Below are 13,542 nucleotides of genomic sequence, written 5' to 3'. Positions count from 1 at the left end.
TTGATTTTTGATATTTTTTTATTATTTTCCTCTAGTTTCTGTTTTGCCTCTTCCGCTTTTACCCGGTTTATCGAATTGTTGGCAGACTGTCCAGCAATTTTCTCTAATAGGGTAGAATCATATTGACTTCTAATAATTCTACAAGATTGGTTTCATCATCCCGCTCGTGATTCATTCTTAGACCTCAGAGTCAATATTTTTCTGATTTAAATAAATTCTCCAATCAGTGGCGGGTACAAGCCACCACTGATTGTTCCCTCCGACCTACTCCCTTTCAACTTCTGCCTCCTTTTTAGGATTGCTATCCTTTAACTCTATTGATCGAGAGAAAACGGGCTTGCGAGTTTTCAAGTTAAAGCGGAATCCTTGAGGTAAGATGTGCAACCTGACTCCACACACTGCCATCGCTTCATCTTTGAGCAGTTCGTCTAAATTATCATAAGTTGCTTCTGATTCATCGACAATTGTTACAGCCCCACGCCCCAGCACTTTAAATTCGTCACCGTCCACAATTACTGCTGTATCTTCGTCAATGCCAAAGCCTAAGTTAGCTGGCTGCTGTAAGAGAGCGGAAATCAGGCGACCTAGCCGTCCGCGCTGGGCAAAATGCTGATCGATCACCACTGAGTGCAGAAATCCCATTCCCGGACCCATCTCTATGGCGTCCATGCGTGGGTTGGTTTCCGAGTCTCCTTCAATAATCATCAGATCGGGCATGATGGCAGCACCGGCACTTGTCCCACCGATCACCATTCCCTCCCGATTGCGTTGGTGAAGTAAGGCATCTAGCTGAGTTCCCTTGATGTGTTCAATGATTAGGGCTTGATCTCCCCCGGTAAAAAACGCTCCTGTGGCTTCCTCAATGATTTTCAGGTTTTCTGGATCGTCGGCATCTTCCCTGTGAATGGTATCGAGGACACGCACATCCTCGACACCGAGTCGCTCAAACACTCGGGTATAGGTTTCTCCAGCCGAACGAGGCTCACTTGTTGCCGCCGTTAACACGGCAATTTTAGCTTTAGTCCCGCCAGCACAGCGAACAAACTCTCGCAAGATTTGACAATCTCCTTCTTTGTCTTCTGCTCCACCAATGATGATTAATTGCCCGCGCTCTTTTGTGGATTCCATACAAAAACTCCTCGAATAACTAAACAGCACAACAACATAAAATTAAATTATGATCGTTCACACCTCCCCTACCCAATACCGTTCGGTTGAGCAAGCCAGCCCCCACCCCCCTCAGTCCCCACCCCTATCTTATCTCCCCTTTCAGGGGAGACGATAGAATTACCCCTTAAGGGGGATTTAGGGGGTGGGATTGACATCCTCACCGCCCTAAAAGGGACGGTGATTCCTAGACCTCACGATCTAGGTTTCTGCTTCTTAGCAGTTGCCTTCACAGACTCACTCTGTTCGGGTCTGACACTCGCGACCCAGACTGATACCGCAAGCCCTGCGGCCAAAATGTTTTTACTGGCGTTAACATCCCTTTCATGGCAAGTTCCACATTCAGGACACTCCCATTCTCGGACACTTAACGGCATTTTCTCAACGATATGCCCACAATTATTGCACCGTTTTGAACTAGGAAACCATCTATAGCGTTTCTCGCATCTGTGCGGCACAGTTAAACCTTTACTGATTAAGCTGTTCAGGCTCGGGAATGTACCTCGTGTGAATCAGAAATGCTATATCTATTTCCCGATAGTTTCTCCCATACCAACGGCATTTATAGGCTCATTGTCGAGTGATTTCTCCCCAACTAACATCTGATATATAGCGTTTTTCAGTCTGCTGAGGTACAAAAGTGATGGGTTTTAGGCAAAAGGCAAGAGGCAGAAGGCAAAAGGCAAAAGGGAAGAAAAATAGGTGTACCTCACTAGCTTAGGAAACGCTATAGCTTGAGCTAGTTTCGGGTTTTTTACAGGGTGAGAGCATCTCAAACGCTATTGACAATTGGCCAATTTTGTCATCCGCGTGGGCATTTCAAGTGATACCAGTCAATCAGAATAGTTACGAAATCGACCAAATGGGTCGATTTTTGCTTAACAATTGAGATGGCAAATTCTCCTCAAATATGCCTGAATCGTGGGCAAGCAACTCACATAAAGTTCATTTTGTCAAGGATTGTTAAGATGCGCTTACCTTGGGGTTTTTTACCAGGTCTTTTACCGCTAAATTTTCAACTACAATCGTTTAGTTTTCACGAACTAATTGAGTGGTTAGCTTATGTAAATGGTCTTTTCTGCTATCGGTGATTCGAGCCTGAATCTTAGCTACTTTGATTCTTGCTTTTTCCCGATTTTTTGACCCTTTCTGTGTTCGAGAATCAACAATTACCGTCGCCTCATAAACAAGTTGTAGACAACGCCAATCAGCACCAAAACCAAAAGCAGGTGGATTAAGCTGCCGCCAATGTTAATGGAGAATCCTAACAACCAGAGGATGAAAAGTATAACAACGGCAGTCCAAACGAGATCAAACATATTTCCCTCCTTGATTTAGAGAAAAGTAATGAAAATTCAGTCATCGATCCTTAATTGAGTATATCTTGAACCTGATCTTTCACGTCTTCTACTGCATTGCGAACTTGGCTTTCGACTTGTTTAGCTTTTCCAGCAACTTGATCTTGGCGGTTGCCAGTAGCTTTACCTATCGCTTCTTGAGCTTTGCCTTCAATGTTCTTTGTGACTGCTTTTGCCCGCCCTTTTAACTTCATCTGGTCTTTTATATCTTCTGCTGCGTTACGAGCCTGACTTTCGACTTGCTTGGCTTTTCCCATCATCTGATCTTTGGGATCGCCTGTCATGTTGCCAATCGCTTCTTGAGCTTTGCCTTCAATATTTTTCGTAACTGCCTTGGCTCGATTCATGCTTGCGATTTGAGTCTGCGATTGGGTGGGTAAAGTTTCAGCCCAACTATTTGTAGTTCCAAAATCAAAAGCTATAGTAATTGCCAGCATTATAGTTAAAATAATGGTGACAAAAAAGCGACGAATCTGTTGAAGTGACATCATTTTAACTCCAAAAAAGAATTTGATGAATTGATGATACATGGATGATGAACAACTACTGTCTAGACCCTTTCGAGAAAGATTTTTCTAGTCTTTGACGGCGTAAGTTTACCGAGGGATAGATATTCGACTTCTTTGAGAAGCTAGATATTTGGTAATATTGGGTTTATTTACGCCGCCTTGTCCTAGTGTTTCACCTGTCTCGAAAGAAGCCATTTTTTGAGGAAGAGTTCCGATGAAATCTGGGTTTCAATCATTTGTCTGAATGGCGGTTGCCGTGACAAATGACCTACTAATCAATAATTTTTTTGACTTCATCTTTCACATCTTCGATAGTGTGACGAACTTTTGCCTCTGCCTGTTTTTCCTTGCCCTCTGCTTGAGCTTTGGGATCGCCAGTCAGATCTCCTACTGCTTCTTGAACTTTACCTTCGATATTTTTGGCGGTTGCCTCGGTTCTATCTTTTAAGCTCATGATGCTCTCCTTATTGAATTTGTTGGATTTGAGAACTGCTTACCTAAGTTGAGCTAACAATTCTGCTTCTGGTATTACTGTAACGGGTGGTTGTTTGATTTACTGTATGAATTGATTGAGTCTGTATGAATTGCTTGAATACGACACAAAATGTAACGATACCGTTTCTGCAAGCATAGAAATTACGCATTGACAAAAAGGCTTAAATGTGGGTGGTCTAATTTTGTTAGTCTTAGATACAATTTCTCTCTCGACTCTTGACAAAACCCTCTCCGATTTGATTTCCTGACACAAGGGCATCTCTTATAACAGAACAACTGATGAGAAACATTACGAAGCCAACAACTGCTCAATGTAATCTGGCTATTTACACCCTATTTTTGCTCTGGGAACCTAAATATATAAGCTGTGTTCGTTTGGCTCAAATTCTGGGCAATTTATCTCATGACAGTGTCAATCGTTTCTTGTGGCGAGAGAACTATACACTCAAGGATTTGTTTGATGAAGTGGCTCCTCAAATCGAACTTGAAGGAGGAACAATCAGTACAGACGACATGGTAATTGACAAGCCTTATAGTCACCCAGCTAAAGCTGAGTTAATCGATTACTTTTACTGGTGGTAAACACAAAAAAGTAGTCAAAGGTATTAACGCAGTTACCTGATATTATACCGATTGTAAAGGAAGGTCAGTTCCCGTTAATTATCGAATCGTTAATAAACAGGAGGGTCAGACAAAACATGAATATTTCTTAGAAATTTTGGACGAAGTAAAAGCTTGGGGATTGAAACCAGAGACAGTCACAGGAGATAGTTGGTATGCTGCCAAAGAAACCATGAATACCCTTAAAGACAAGGGCTTTCGGGGTTTGTTTGCTCCTCATGTGAATCGGTTAGTCTCGGTTGAACTAGGAACTAAATAGGGTTAGCGGCAAAAAGTTTGTTGGTGGGGTTAGGAGTCGGTCGCCGGTCGTCAGTAGCCGGTCATTTCAGGCTTTGTTGCCCTCTTTTTTTGTATCAGTTTATGTACTAAAAGAAGGATAATGCAAGATTTTTGAAGGTCTTAATCCTATTTTCGCAGCATGAACATCGGATTTTAACAGGTCAAAAGCCTTATTTTAAAAGGGTTTTACCATTATTCAGCAAACCCCAGTTAGAATTTCTCCGATTTAAAGCGCAAATTGTTAATTGGTATTCCTGACAAAGGGAGTTATTTACTGAGGTCATCCGCTCTTTTATTGTCAATAATTTAGCATCCAACTTCCTTGACCTCAATAACTTGGAAGCCATAGTCTGAAGTTCAAATGCATACTACGGAAATTCTGTCAATGCGTAAGTCCTAAAGCAATGATTAGACAAGGGGCTTAAGCCCCTTGTCTTCAAGGTTAGTTACAGTTGCTATCTTCTGTTTACTTCTTTTTAGCTGGAGCTGCTGGCGCAACTTGGGAGCATCTCATTTATGCAAGCCCTAATTATGCTTGTCGCTAAAACTTGCTTCTGGTAAGGCTTTCAAAATAGCTTGACATAAAACTTAATTTAGGAGTTACAAAGGTGAGATGCTCCCCGCAACTTTTGCGGCGTTGTCAGATTAGAATATGAAAGATGCAATGCAATCCTTGCTACCCTTCGACTTGGCTCAGGGCAAGTCAAAGTAATTTCAGTTCCAAGCTGATTCGGAGCATCTTTCAATTTGACAACGCCACTTTTGCTGTAACTTTGACACTATTGACACCCTTGATTTGTTTTGCCAAGGGGTCAATTTTGTCGAGTTGCTCTTGAGTTTCTACGGTTCCAGAGACGACTACCGCTCCATCTTTAGCAGAAACTGTAAGTTGCCCTTTCGGGATGTTGGCTTCTAGCTTAGAGCGAACTTCACTGGAAAGGTCACTGTTGGCGCGATCCGCATCTCCTCCAGTTAGATTGTTGCGTTGCTCACGAGCGCGAATATCAGAATTGAGTTGATTTCGGCGCACTTGACTAGACGCATCGCTTTGGTTCTTTTGGACTGTTTTAGTATCAGGAACTTGCCCCGTTTCCTCTGTGGAAGAAGGGGCGTTGGTGCTAGTTTTAGCGTTGTTCCCACAAGCCACAGTTCCAATCAGTAGAAGGCTGCTGAGGATTAAAGTTGTGATCTTTTTCATGATGCAAATCCTTTAATAATTTCCGATTTTACAAACGAGAAGCAGGAGGATCGACATAGCCTTCAATTGCTAGGGCATTGTAAATTTCCCACTCGCGAATCCCTCGGCGCTTTAGAATTGTTTCAGCCTGAAGGATGTCAGCATCTGTACCGTCCACGATCAACAGGTAGTCTCCACGAACCACATAATCGTGATAGACTCGTGCCCGATCTTCTGGAATTCCTAGACCAATTAGACCACCTACCAAACCTCCGGTAGCCGTCCCGATTGCACCGCCAGCTAACGTGGTAGCGATCGCAGTTGCAGCCGCCCCTGCCAACATGACGGGGCCCACTCCAGGAATTGCCAATATGCCCAACCCAACCAGCAAGCCTGTCAGTCCTCCAATGGCTCCGCCTGCCGCTGCCCCAGTCTTTGCTCCTTCGTCAATATGAGTTGTTTTTGTTTCGGTAAGCTCTTGAACTCGTGTCTCACCAATCCGGTTGCTCTGCTCCAGTCGTTCAGGCTCTTTGGCAATGATTGATACCTCATTCATGGCAAATCCGTCATCTCGTAATCCATTCAGTGCCTTCTCTGCCTCTTGATGGCTAGAGAAGATTCCCACGGCTCGTTTACGGTTAGTTAAAGTCATTTTTCCCTCCAACGCTATGCGGTAAAAGCTTTGTAAATCCTATAGTATGGCGAACTATAGCGATTGAATTTCCTGATTTGAGTTGATAATTCTGCTCCTGGCATTACTGTAACAGGCGGTTGCTTGATTTACTGTATGAATTGATTGAGTCTGTATGAATTGCTTGAATACGAGACAAAATGTAACGGGCGATGCACTAGAACTACCTTTTTTTATTAATAAATAGCGCCGCCCTTAACAGACGGTAAGGCCACTCTTTTTGTCTCTGCTGCTCTTATTGCACTGCTAGAACAGAAATATGTCCGACCTCTTTTGTATCGCTACGAGGCCGGATGACGATCTCCACGTCTTGATTCAATGCCGTGAGAAATTCCATCAATCGTTCAACTGAAAATTGATCGAGCCGATAGTTTTTTAGTGCTGAAACCTTGGGCTGCGGGATATTAAGCAGTATGGCAATCTCCCGCTGTTTCAGCTTGCGACTTTTCAGAAGTTCGTTAACAGCAAGGGCTAGGCGTGTTTTCGTTTGCCGTTCGGTTGCGTCTGGATAACCAAGGTCAGCGAAAACGTTCGTGGTGCCGCGAGTGATTTCCAAATTGCTCATTTTGTCCCTCTACTTTCATAATCCGCTTGTGCGCGTTTCATCCGTTCAACAATAAGCTTTACATCCTCTTGAGGTGTCTTGATTCCAGACTTCGACTTTTTCTGGAATGCGTGCAGAACGTAAACAACTTCAGCGAAGCGCACAGTATAGACCGCTCGATAAGTGTCGCCTCGATGATCTTCGACGATCTCAAATACTCCTGCCCCTTCACCCTTCCAAGGTTTAGCCTTTGGATGTTTACCCCCCAACTGCGCTAGACCAAGGGCATAGCCCATATCGTCCTGCACCTCGGCAGGGAAAGTCAGGTAGTCCTTTTTCGCAGAGGCCACCCAATACAAGGGTTTTTCCCGCGACATACTTTGAGAAATTCGGATCATTCAACAATATACCCAAACTGGAATAATCAGTCAAGGAATTAACAGAGCGGCGGTATCGCTTGAAGTTGCATCGCATGGTCAATATCAACATTCGATTCAGGCTGAGGCAATAATAAACCCCTTCATTTTCTTATTGAAGGGGTGTGGGGTTTTCTGATTGTTAGGAATCTTTTTCTAGTTCTTTTCCAGTGGATTTAGATGGTTTAATTTTGCGCGTGAGAATTGCACCTGCTCCTAGAGTTCCGAAGGCGATAATCCCAAGAATAGAGGAGGGTTCAGGAACTGAACTGGAAACAGGGGCAGTCGGGAGTTGTATATTATCTACAAGTTGAGGACAAACCGCAGATCCACAACCAGGTGTTGTTATGCTTATTGCATCAAATGTAATATCACGAAACCCATAAAATACTGGGATACTCGGGTTTCCAGTCGCAACATTGAATGACTCAACCAAGTTTCCACCCAAGAAAGCCTGGAAAGTAGTAGTTGCATCTTCACTTGCAAATACAAACGCTGCCTCTGTTTGCGGGCTTGTGAAGTTGATACCTATGGGAAACCTCTGCGCTCCCAAGCCGCCCGGTACAAAGTTGCCGATACGGCCTCCGCCATTAGCCGCATCAAAGTAAAGCCCATAGGGTGAGAATGTAACTCCCAAATCGGCGTATTCTGTGGTGACAGGTGTTAAGAAAGGAAAAATGTGCTCATCAAATGTAATCGTTGAATGCGGGCCACTCAACCCGAAAGTATTTTGGATAAAAGCGGCGTGAGCGGCTGGGACACCTGACAGCAGTATGATGAAGCTCACGATTGCCGTACTGACGTGATGGTTCGTTTCTCTTATATTCATGAAGTCTCCTTATTGAATTTGTTGGATTTGAGAACTGCTTACCTGAGTCGAGTCAACAATTCTGCTTCTGCTATTACCCTGATAGATGGTTGTTTGATTTGATGCGTGAATTGATTGAGTCTGTATGAATTGCTTGAATACGACACAAAATGTAACGGGCGATGCACGAGTTAAATTCCATCGACTTTACCCGTCAGACGCTCATCAAACTTCTGCTCATAATCGGGGTCTTGAGTTCCGAGGAGTTTGTCCCAGAACGTGAAATATAGACCGTAATGTACGGTGTACTTGCGATGATGAATGGAATGATGGGCAGGACCAATAAACCACCGACCCAACCAATGATGGGGAAATGAGGAGGGCAAGCGATCGATCCCAAGATGATTTAACACTGCCCAGATCGTCATCGTGGTGAGTGCCGCAATTAACGTGATGAAATGCAGGGGAAGGACAAAGACAATGCCGACCAGGAAGAGAGACTGAACGATCGCCTCTAGTGGGTCAAAGGCAAACGAAGTCCACGGGGTAGGATAGCGCGAGCGATGATGTCCCTGGTGTAACCACCGAAAGAGTGACGGGTGGTGAAACAAGCGATGGGTGAAATAGAAATAGGCATCCTGGAGAACCAACACAGCACCATAACTAACCCCTAAATAACACAGCCCATACTGTTGAGGGTGGCTGTATAAGCGGGTAATACCCCAACTGTATCCTGTCATGATGAAAGCCGCCGCCAGCGCAAACACCCCCGCCGAAAGAACCGAGAGCGTGATATCTTGTTGAATCGATCGCCAAGAGGGAGACCAATGCCGCAGGTTGTGATTGACAAAGGACTGACTCAAGGGCGAATAGAAGAACAAATAGGTTCCCCCAGCCACGAGAAAGTATCGCGCCAGGATGATCCCAAAGAAAGCGAACCCGTAAAATCCAAATGAGTGGTCTATCAATTTAATCTCCTTGCCATTCCCGATCTTCCAAGTCCTTTTGAGGTAACAGCAACGTGGCTTCAATTTCTTGCCGGATTGCGGCTGTTATTTCGCAGTTACTATTCAAACAATCGATCAGGAGTTGATTGGCATCATAGTAGCGTTGGAGCAGCTGCTGTTGCTCAGTCGTAAACTGCCAGGGATGATGAATATTGCGATAATTGGCGATCGCACCCCGCAACTGTTCCACCCAGGCAGAATAGTTTTTCTGCCACCAGTGCTGAAGCCGTTCCAGGTTTTGACTCGGAGGTGGCAGTTGGTCTCTCAATTGTTGCAAAGACTTATAAAATCCAGCATCCAGAACCATCACCAGAATGTTGTTGAGTGCCTCGCTACAAGCATTGACATAGGCAAAATCCTGACTGTGGTCGATGGCAAACTCTACCAGCAAGTTCTCCAACGCCGCATCTAAAAACATCCCCTGATCGAGCGTGCTGGCTAAGGCAAAGCGATCTGCCGTATGCGGGCTTTGGGCAAGGGCAAGGTAAAATGCGCGTGCGGTCGCCACTTTGGTTTCGTCTGGGAGCTGCTGGGATTTTTGGCTGGCCCAACTCAAAAACTCTTGCAGATAGGAGTCTTGCGCGACTAAGGCATCAATTTGTTGCTTCATCAACTGCACCAGCGCATCTGCACTTCGCAACATGGCAGCCGTTAACAAGAAGACTTCGCGCCAGTGGGAATCGGTGATGTGACTCACCAACCCTCCCAGTGCTTGTTCTAATGCCTGCAAATTATGGCTGGCAACTATTTTTCGAGCCGTGAAGTATTCTTGAAATGCCAGATAAGAAAATGAAAAAATGCCTCGCGCCCTTTCTGTGAGGATTCCATGCTGTGCCTCGATCGCTTTCAGCATGGCTTCGCTTTCGAGTTGGAGTTCCTCTGCTTCCAGGGTTGCACCTGGCAAATTCCGCAAATAGTCGCCAATGTATTGCTCAATCGTGCGTTGCTCAAAAAAATACTGCCCCTGTTCAAAAGTCACTGCTGCAAGCTGGCTCAACAGCCTCAATTTTTGGGGCAATAAAAACCCCCGGTAAACCTGATCGCGTTCGACTCCTCGAGCTTCATCCCATTTACCCAGGAGCAAATCCAGCCCTTGTTTATAAAACTCAGCCCGCTTGCTCGGAAATTTCCCTTGACCCTGAAACACCCAGCAGGCGAGATGCAGAAACAGAGGTGTCACCACCAGTTGCCGAAATTGCCAGTTTTCCGGCAAGTCCAACTTCTGCATAAACTGAGCCGACTGCTCCTGCCCCGCGTGAGCAGTCGTTTTGCTCAGTGCCACAAACCACTTTTGCGCGAAGGTGCTGATTTGTGCCTGGGTAAAGGGGGCAATTTCTACATCAGTGAAACCTCGAATCTGGAGTTTTTGGGCAGCGGTGCGACAGGTTACTACAAATCGATTGCGATGATACTTTTCTGAGAATTGGCGAATTTCTCTCAGAACTGCTGTAATGTCCTGGTTGAGAACTTCATCCATGCCATCGAGCAACAGCAGGACTCTGCCCGCTTGCAGTAAGGTTTCCAGCACAGACGGGTTGGAAATTCCCGAGGTGAGCAATGCCTGACGGATGTAGTTGAACAGGCTAAATTCACCACTGGGACTGGACTCCTCGGCAAATTCTCTCAATAAGATAAAAATCGGCACTTGATTCGCCGCAAACTCGCCTTGGTTGCACTGAATCGCCAGATGTTGCAAAAAGGTAGTTTTGCCAACCCCCGGCCTGCCCAAAACTCTAAGCTTTGAGTAAGTTTCAACAGCCTGCATTCCGGGTATTTGCTTCTGCTCAACCTCTCCCAAACCGACGCGATCGAATTCAGCGGTACCCAAGTTTTGCCAATCGGCAATCTCCACCCACTGTTGACTGGCAATTTCCGCCAAAATATTGACATCCACATAGATGTCATCAATGCTGACTGGATGGCTGATGTCTAGTAACTGCAAGATGCCGCACTGGTTTTGGATGGTGTCCAGGCGTTGCGCTCGCACCTCTTGCACCAGAGCATCAATATTAGTTTTCGCCAGTTCTCCTGGTTCAGGAAATTCTGCGGGCGGGGCGAGGGCAATCTCCCGCCAATCCAAATCCAGAATCGAACAAATTTCCAGGAAAACCTGGCGATCAACGGGTTTTCCTGTGAAAAACCGCCAAATCGGCTGGCGGGTCTTTAAGTTCACTTCCCCTGCTAGATTTTCCTGAGTCCACCCCTTGAGCGCAAAGGCTCGTTTAGCCTGTTTAATTCCCGAAGGGGAGGCCTGGAGCGATCTCTTGACCATACAATCCAATCCTCCCTATCGAGTCAGAATGAGTTCTGGTTGGGACGACCAGAAACTTCTAAGGGATCGTAGCCTAGTTGTTGAGTAATCCGTTCTCTGGCTAAGGCGCGGTACTCCCAAAAATGTTCTCCCGCCGCGCACAGACCTAAATACAGATTGAGAACTTGGGGCTTTTTTTGCCAAATCGTCCATAATTGCCGCCAAAACTGTCCCCGAATGTCCGCTCGGCGGATACCCTGATGCCAGATTAACTGGGTAATCAGCCGTAACCCCTTACCCACGGGAAATTGCATGGTTTGCTTGTGTTTTGACTGCAAACCCAGACCGAGACATTGTTGGAAACAGCGTCGGAGATAGTGGCTGGGTTCGTACAGCGTCCAGAAGCCTTCGACATACTCTCTGGCAATTTCGGCAATCGGGCGGGTGGGGATAAAATTCATCAAGCTATTCTGATCTCCCGTCGGATGGATGCTGTCACCCTCAACTAAACGCTGTTCTTGCTGGAGACGATTCCAGAGCGCCGTGTTGGGCGGAGCCTGGAGGATGCCTAACATGGGCTGAGGAATACTGGTTTCTTCCACAAAGGCTTGAATCCTTTCCCCCGCACCAGAGCGCTCTCCATCAAACCCCAAGATAAATCCAGCATAGATTAGCAAACCGGCTGCATTAATCTTGCGACAGGCTTCCACCAGTGGATTGCGAGTATTTTGCAGTTTGCGCGTCACTTGCAGACTATCTTGGTCAGGAGTTTCAATCCCCAGAAAGACAGAATAAAACCCCGCCTCAGCCATCAGGCTTAACAATTCATCATCCTCTGCCAAATTGACCGAGGCTTCAGTAATAAAGGTGAAGGGATAGTCGTGCTGCTTCATCCAGGGAATCAAGTCTCTGAGAAAGCGTTTGACGTTGCGCTGATTGCCAATAAAGTTGTCATCGACGATGAACAACGAACCGCGCCAGCCTAGGTCGTAGAGAGTCTGCAACTCGGCTAAAGTCTGACTCGGCTCTTTAGTACGAGGTTTGCGCCCGTAGAGGGAAATAATGTCGCAAAATTCGCAGTTAAAAGGACAGCCGCGAGAGAATTGCACTGCCATCATTAAGTAATCGTCTCGCTGAAGCAGGTCGAAGCGGGGGATGGGGCTGAGGGTCACGTCTGGCTTGTCCCCAGAGCGGAAAATTCCCTGGCTTTGACCTTGAGCGATCGCCTCCAAAAACAGGGGAACGGTTAACTCTCCCTCATCCAAAATGAGATAGTTCGCTCCAGAATCCAGGGCATCCTGGGGGACAGAGGTGGGGTAGGGACCGCCAACAGCGACTTTTTTGCCTAACTGCACGGCTTTTTGAATCAGAGCTTGAAAATCTGGCTTCTGGACCAACATGGCAGAGAGAATAACCAACTCACACCACTCCCAATCGGCTTCTGTTTCAGGATTGACGTTGCGATCATAAAATCGAATCTCCCAGTTTTGGGGGAGGAGGGCGGCGACAGTAATGATGCCGAGGGGTGGAATGGTGGCTTTCAGTCCCGCGATTTCCATAAAGCGATCGTAAGACCAGAAAGACTGGGGAAACTTAGGGTAGAGTAACAGGGCTTTCATCGAAAAACTGGGTCTGAAACCCCGCCCTTTAGCGATAGCGGAGGGCGGCTTTACATAAGTTAGTGAGAAACAATTAAACCGTTAGAACGACGAATTAACTGAATCTTACTAACAGTTATCTGTCCCAATCGTTGACCATTGGCATCGCTTACAGATAGCTGTTTTTCGGTATCTCCACTAACATAACCAATTCCTTTGGGAGAAGAAATTAAATCTCCTTTACGGAACCCATGTCTTGTGGTAGAGCCACCATATTTACGTCGTTTACCACCTTACAACTATGTCTGCTTCTTCATTGGAGGGGAATATACCGATGATCGAGTGAATATTTGTCATGAATTTCCTGTTTTTAGTACATAATTAGATTATATCCAAGATTCCGCAGGTCAGATTCCACTTCATAAATATCCCTCTTTGGGAGTATCTCATTTATGCAAGTGAGTAATTAGGGTTTGCGGCAAAAAGTTTTTCTTGGGGGCAGGGTGTGGGGTGTGGGGTGTGGGGTGTAGGGTTTTACCGATTTTGAAGGGGTCAATTACCTAATTTTCAGGGAAAAAGTCCCTGAATTTTCCCCCCGATCACTCCCATATCTGGTACTTT

At 45.8% G+C, this 13,542-nt stretch carries 15 protein-coding genes and 2 pseudogenes; 2 read left to right on the top strand and 15 right to left on the bottom strand.

Annotated elements, in window-relative coordinates:
* Positions 1–264: 264 nt before the first annotated feature.
* From IM496_RS06885 to IM496_RS06860, 6 genes and pseudogenes are all read right to left on the bottom strand, one after another.
* Complete coding sequence (locus tag IM496_RS06885; protein WP_194018432.1) at positions 265–1,128, bottom strand: cyanophycinase; 864 nt, start codon at positions 1,126–1,128, stop codon at positions 265–267.
* Positions 1,129–1,361: 233 nt separating this feature from the next.
* Positions 1,362–1,625 (bottom strand): zinc ribbon domain-containing protein, encoded by a 264-nt coding sequence (locus IM496_RS22650; protein ID WP_071839487.1) that lies wholly within the window; start codon positions 1,623–1,625, stop codon positions 1,362–1,364.
* A gap of 574 nt (positions 1,626–2,199) precedes the next feature.
* Positions 2,200–2,328: pseudogene (locus IM496_RS06875) on the bottom strand (transposase); the annotation flags it as partial.
* Between the two features lie 8 nt (positions 2,329–2,336).
* The gene (locus IM496_RS06870; protein WP_016515029.1) at positions 2,337–2,486 is read right to left on the bottom strand and encodes a lmo0937 family membrane protein; all 150 of its coding nucleotides are present in this window, start codon (positions 2,484–2,486) and stop codon (positions 2,337–2,339) included.
* Between the two features lie 50 nt (positions 2,487–2,536).
* The gene (locus tag IM496_RS06865; RefSeq protein ID WP_194017885.1) at positions 2,537–3,013 is read right to left on the bottom strand and encodes a CsbD family protein; all 477 of its coding nucleotides are present in this window, start codon (positions 3,011–3,013) and stop codon (positions 2,537–2,539) included.
* Between the two features lie 292 nt (positions 3,014–3,305).
* The gene (locus tag IM496_RS06860; protein ID WP_002752242.1) at positions 3,306–3,488 is read right to left on the bottom strand and encodes a CsbD family protein; all 183 of its coding nucleotides are present in this window, start codon (positions 3,486–3,488) and stop codon (positions 3,306–3,308) included.
* Between the two features lie 320 nt (positions 3,489–3,808).
* On the opposite strand from IM496_RS06860, the gene IM496_RS06855 reads away from it, so the two are divergent.
* Together IM496_RS06855 and IM496_RS06850 are read left to right on the top strand one after the other, a co-directional pair.
* On the top strand, positions 3,809–4,111 hold the full coding sequence (locus IM496_RS06855; RefSeq protein ID WP_194017883.1) for a hypothetical protein: 303 nt from the start codon (positions 3,809–3,811) through the stop codon (positions 4,109–4,111).
* 136 nt (positions 4,112–4,247) lie between these two features.
* A complete protein-coding gene (locus tag IM496_RS06850) occupies positions 4,248–4,409 on the top strand; it encodes a hypothetical protein (protein WP_193746275.1) in 162 nt (53 codons plus the stop codon).
* A gap of 762 nt (positions 4,410–5,171) precedes the next feature.
* Here the strand turns inward: IM496_RS06850 and IM496_RS06845 are convergent.
* From IM496_RS06845 to IM496_RS22325, 9 genes and pseudogenes are all read right to left on the bottom strand, one after another.
* Positions 5,172–5,627 (bottom strand): BON domain-containing protein, encoded by a 456-nt coding sequence (locus IM496_RS06845; protein ID WP_002777200.1) that lies wholly within the window; start codon positions 5,625–5,627, stop codon positions 5,172–5,174.
* A 28-nt stretch (positions 5,628–5,655) separates the two neighbouring features.
* Positions 5,656–6,258, bottom strand: coding sequence for a hypothetical protein (locus IM496_RS06840; RefSeq protein ID WP_002803205.1), 603 nt, complete (start codon positions 6,256–6,258; stop codon positions 5,656–5,658).
* 274 nt (positions 6,259–6,532) lie between these two features.
* Positions 6,533–6,862, bottom strand: coding sequence for a helix-turn-helix domain-containing protein (locus tag IM496_RS06835; RefSeq protein ID WP_002763223.1), 330 nt, complete (start codon positions 6,860–6,862; stop codon positions 6,533–6,535).
* Complete coding sequence (locus tag IM496_RS06830; protein WP_194017491.1) at positions 6,859–7,239, bottom strand: type II toxin-antitoxin system RelE/ParE family toxin; 381 nt, start codon at positions 7,237–7,239, stop codon at positions 6,859–6,861. Before IM496_RS06830 ends, IM496_RS06835 begins: the two co-directional genes overlap by 4 nt.
* 160 nt (positions 7,240–7,399) lie before the next feature.
* On the bottom strand, positions 7,400–8,086 hold the full coding sequence (locus IM496_RS06825; protein ID WP_194017493.1) for a hypothetical protein: 687 nt from the start codon (positions 8,084–8,086) through the stop codon (positions 7,400–7,402).
* Between the two features lie 170 nt (positions 8,087–8,256).
* Positions 8,257–9,033 carry a sterol desaturase family protein gene (locus IM496_RS06820; protein WP_043998932.1) on the bottom strand — a complete coding sequence of 259 codons (777 nt, stop codon included), beginning with the start codon at positions 9,031–9,033 and terminating at the stop codon, positions 8,257–8,259.
* Position 9,034: 1 nt separating this feature from the next.
* Positions 9,035–11,344, bottom strand: coding sequence for an NACHT domain-containing protein (locus IM496_RS06815; protein ID WP_287661609.1), 2,310 nt, complete (start codon positions 11,342–11,344; stop codon positions 9,035–9,037).
* Between the two features lie 23 nt (positions 11,345–11,367).
* Positions 11,368–12,942 carry a B12-binding domain-containing radical SAM protein gene (locus tag IM496_RS06810; protein WP_287661608.1) on the bottom strand — a complete coding sequence of 525 codons (1,575 nt, stop codon included), beginning with the start codon at positions 12,940–12,942 and terminating at the stop codon, positions 11,368–11,370.
* A gap of 59 nt (positions 12,943–13,001) precedes the next feature.
* Positions 13,002–13,214 (bottom strand): annotated as a pseudogene (locus IM496_RS22325) (hypothetical protein); the annotation flags it as partial.
* Positions 13,215–13,542: the final 328 nt, after the last annotated feature.

The sequence above is a fragment of the Microcystis sp. M049S2 genome (genome assembly GCF_020245625.1).
Classification (GTDB): Bacteria; Cyanobacteriota; Cyanobacteriia; order Cyanobacteriales; family Microcystaceae; genus Microcystis; species Microcystis ichthyoblabe_A.
Note: the sequence above shows the minus strand (reverse complement) of the source record. Positions and strands in the feature narration are given on the sequence as shown.

What these genes read in the sequence shown, in the direction of transcription:
- IM496_RS06885 (WP_194018432.1), bottom strand. Translation starts at nt 1,128, where the DNA reads ATGGAATCCACAAAAGAGCGCGGGCAATTAATCATCATTGGTGGAGCA.
- IM496_RS06870 (WP_016515029.1), bottom strand. Translation starts at nt 2,486, where the DNA reads ATGTTTGATCTCGTTTGGACTGCCGTTGTTATACTTTTCATCCTCTGG.
- IM496_RS06865 (WP_194017885.1), bottom strand. Translation starts at nt 3,013, where the DNA reads ATGTCACTTCAACAGATTCGTCGCTTTTTTGTCACCATTATTTTAACT.
- IM496_RS06860 (WP_002752242.1), bottom strand. Translation starts at nt 3,488, where the DNA reads ATGAGCTTAAAAGATAGAACCGAGGCAACCGCCAAAAATATCGAAGGT.
- IM496_RS06855 (WP_194017883.1), top strand. Translation starts at nt 3,809, where the DNA reads ATGAGAAACATTACGAAGCCAACAACTGCTCAATGTAATCTGGCTATT.
- IM496_RS06845 (WP_002777200.1), bottom strand. Translation starts at nt 5,627, where the DNA reads ATGAAAAAGATCACAACTTTAATCCTCAGCAGCCTTCTACTGATTGGA.
- IM496_RS06840 (WP_002803205.1), bottom strand. Translation starts at nt 6,258, where the DNA reads ATGACTTTAACTAACCGTAAACGAGCCGTGGGAATCTTCTCTAGCCAT.
- IM496_RS06835 (WP_002763223.1), bottom strand. Translation starts at nt 6,862, where the DNA reads ATGAGCAATTTGGAAATCACTCGCGGCACCACGAACGTTTTCGCTGAC.
- IM496_RS06830 (WP_194017491.1), bottom strand. Translation starts at nt 7,239, where the DNA reads ATGATCCGAATTTCTCAAAGTATGTCGCGGGAAAAACCCTTGTATTGG.
- IM496_RS06825 (WP_194017493.1), bottom strand. Translation starts at nt 8,086, where the DNA reads ATGAATATAAGAGAAACGAACCATCACGTCAGTACGGCAATCGTGAGC.
- IM496_RS06815 (WP_287661609.1), bottom strand. Translation starts at nt 11,344, where the DNA reads ATGGTCAAGAGATCGCTCCAGGCCTCCCCTTCGGGAATTAAACAGGCT.
- IM496_RS06810 (WP_287661608.1), bottom strand. Translation starts at nt 12,942, where the DNA reads ATGAAAGCCCTGTTACTCTACCCTAAGTTTCCCCAGTCTTTCTGGTCT.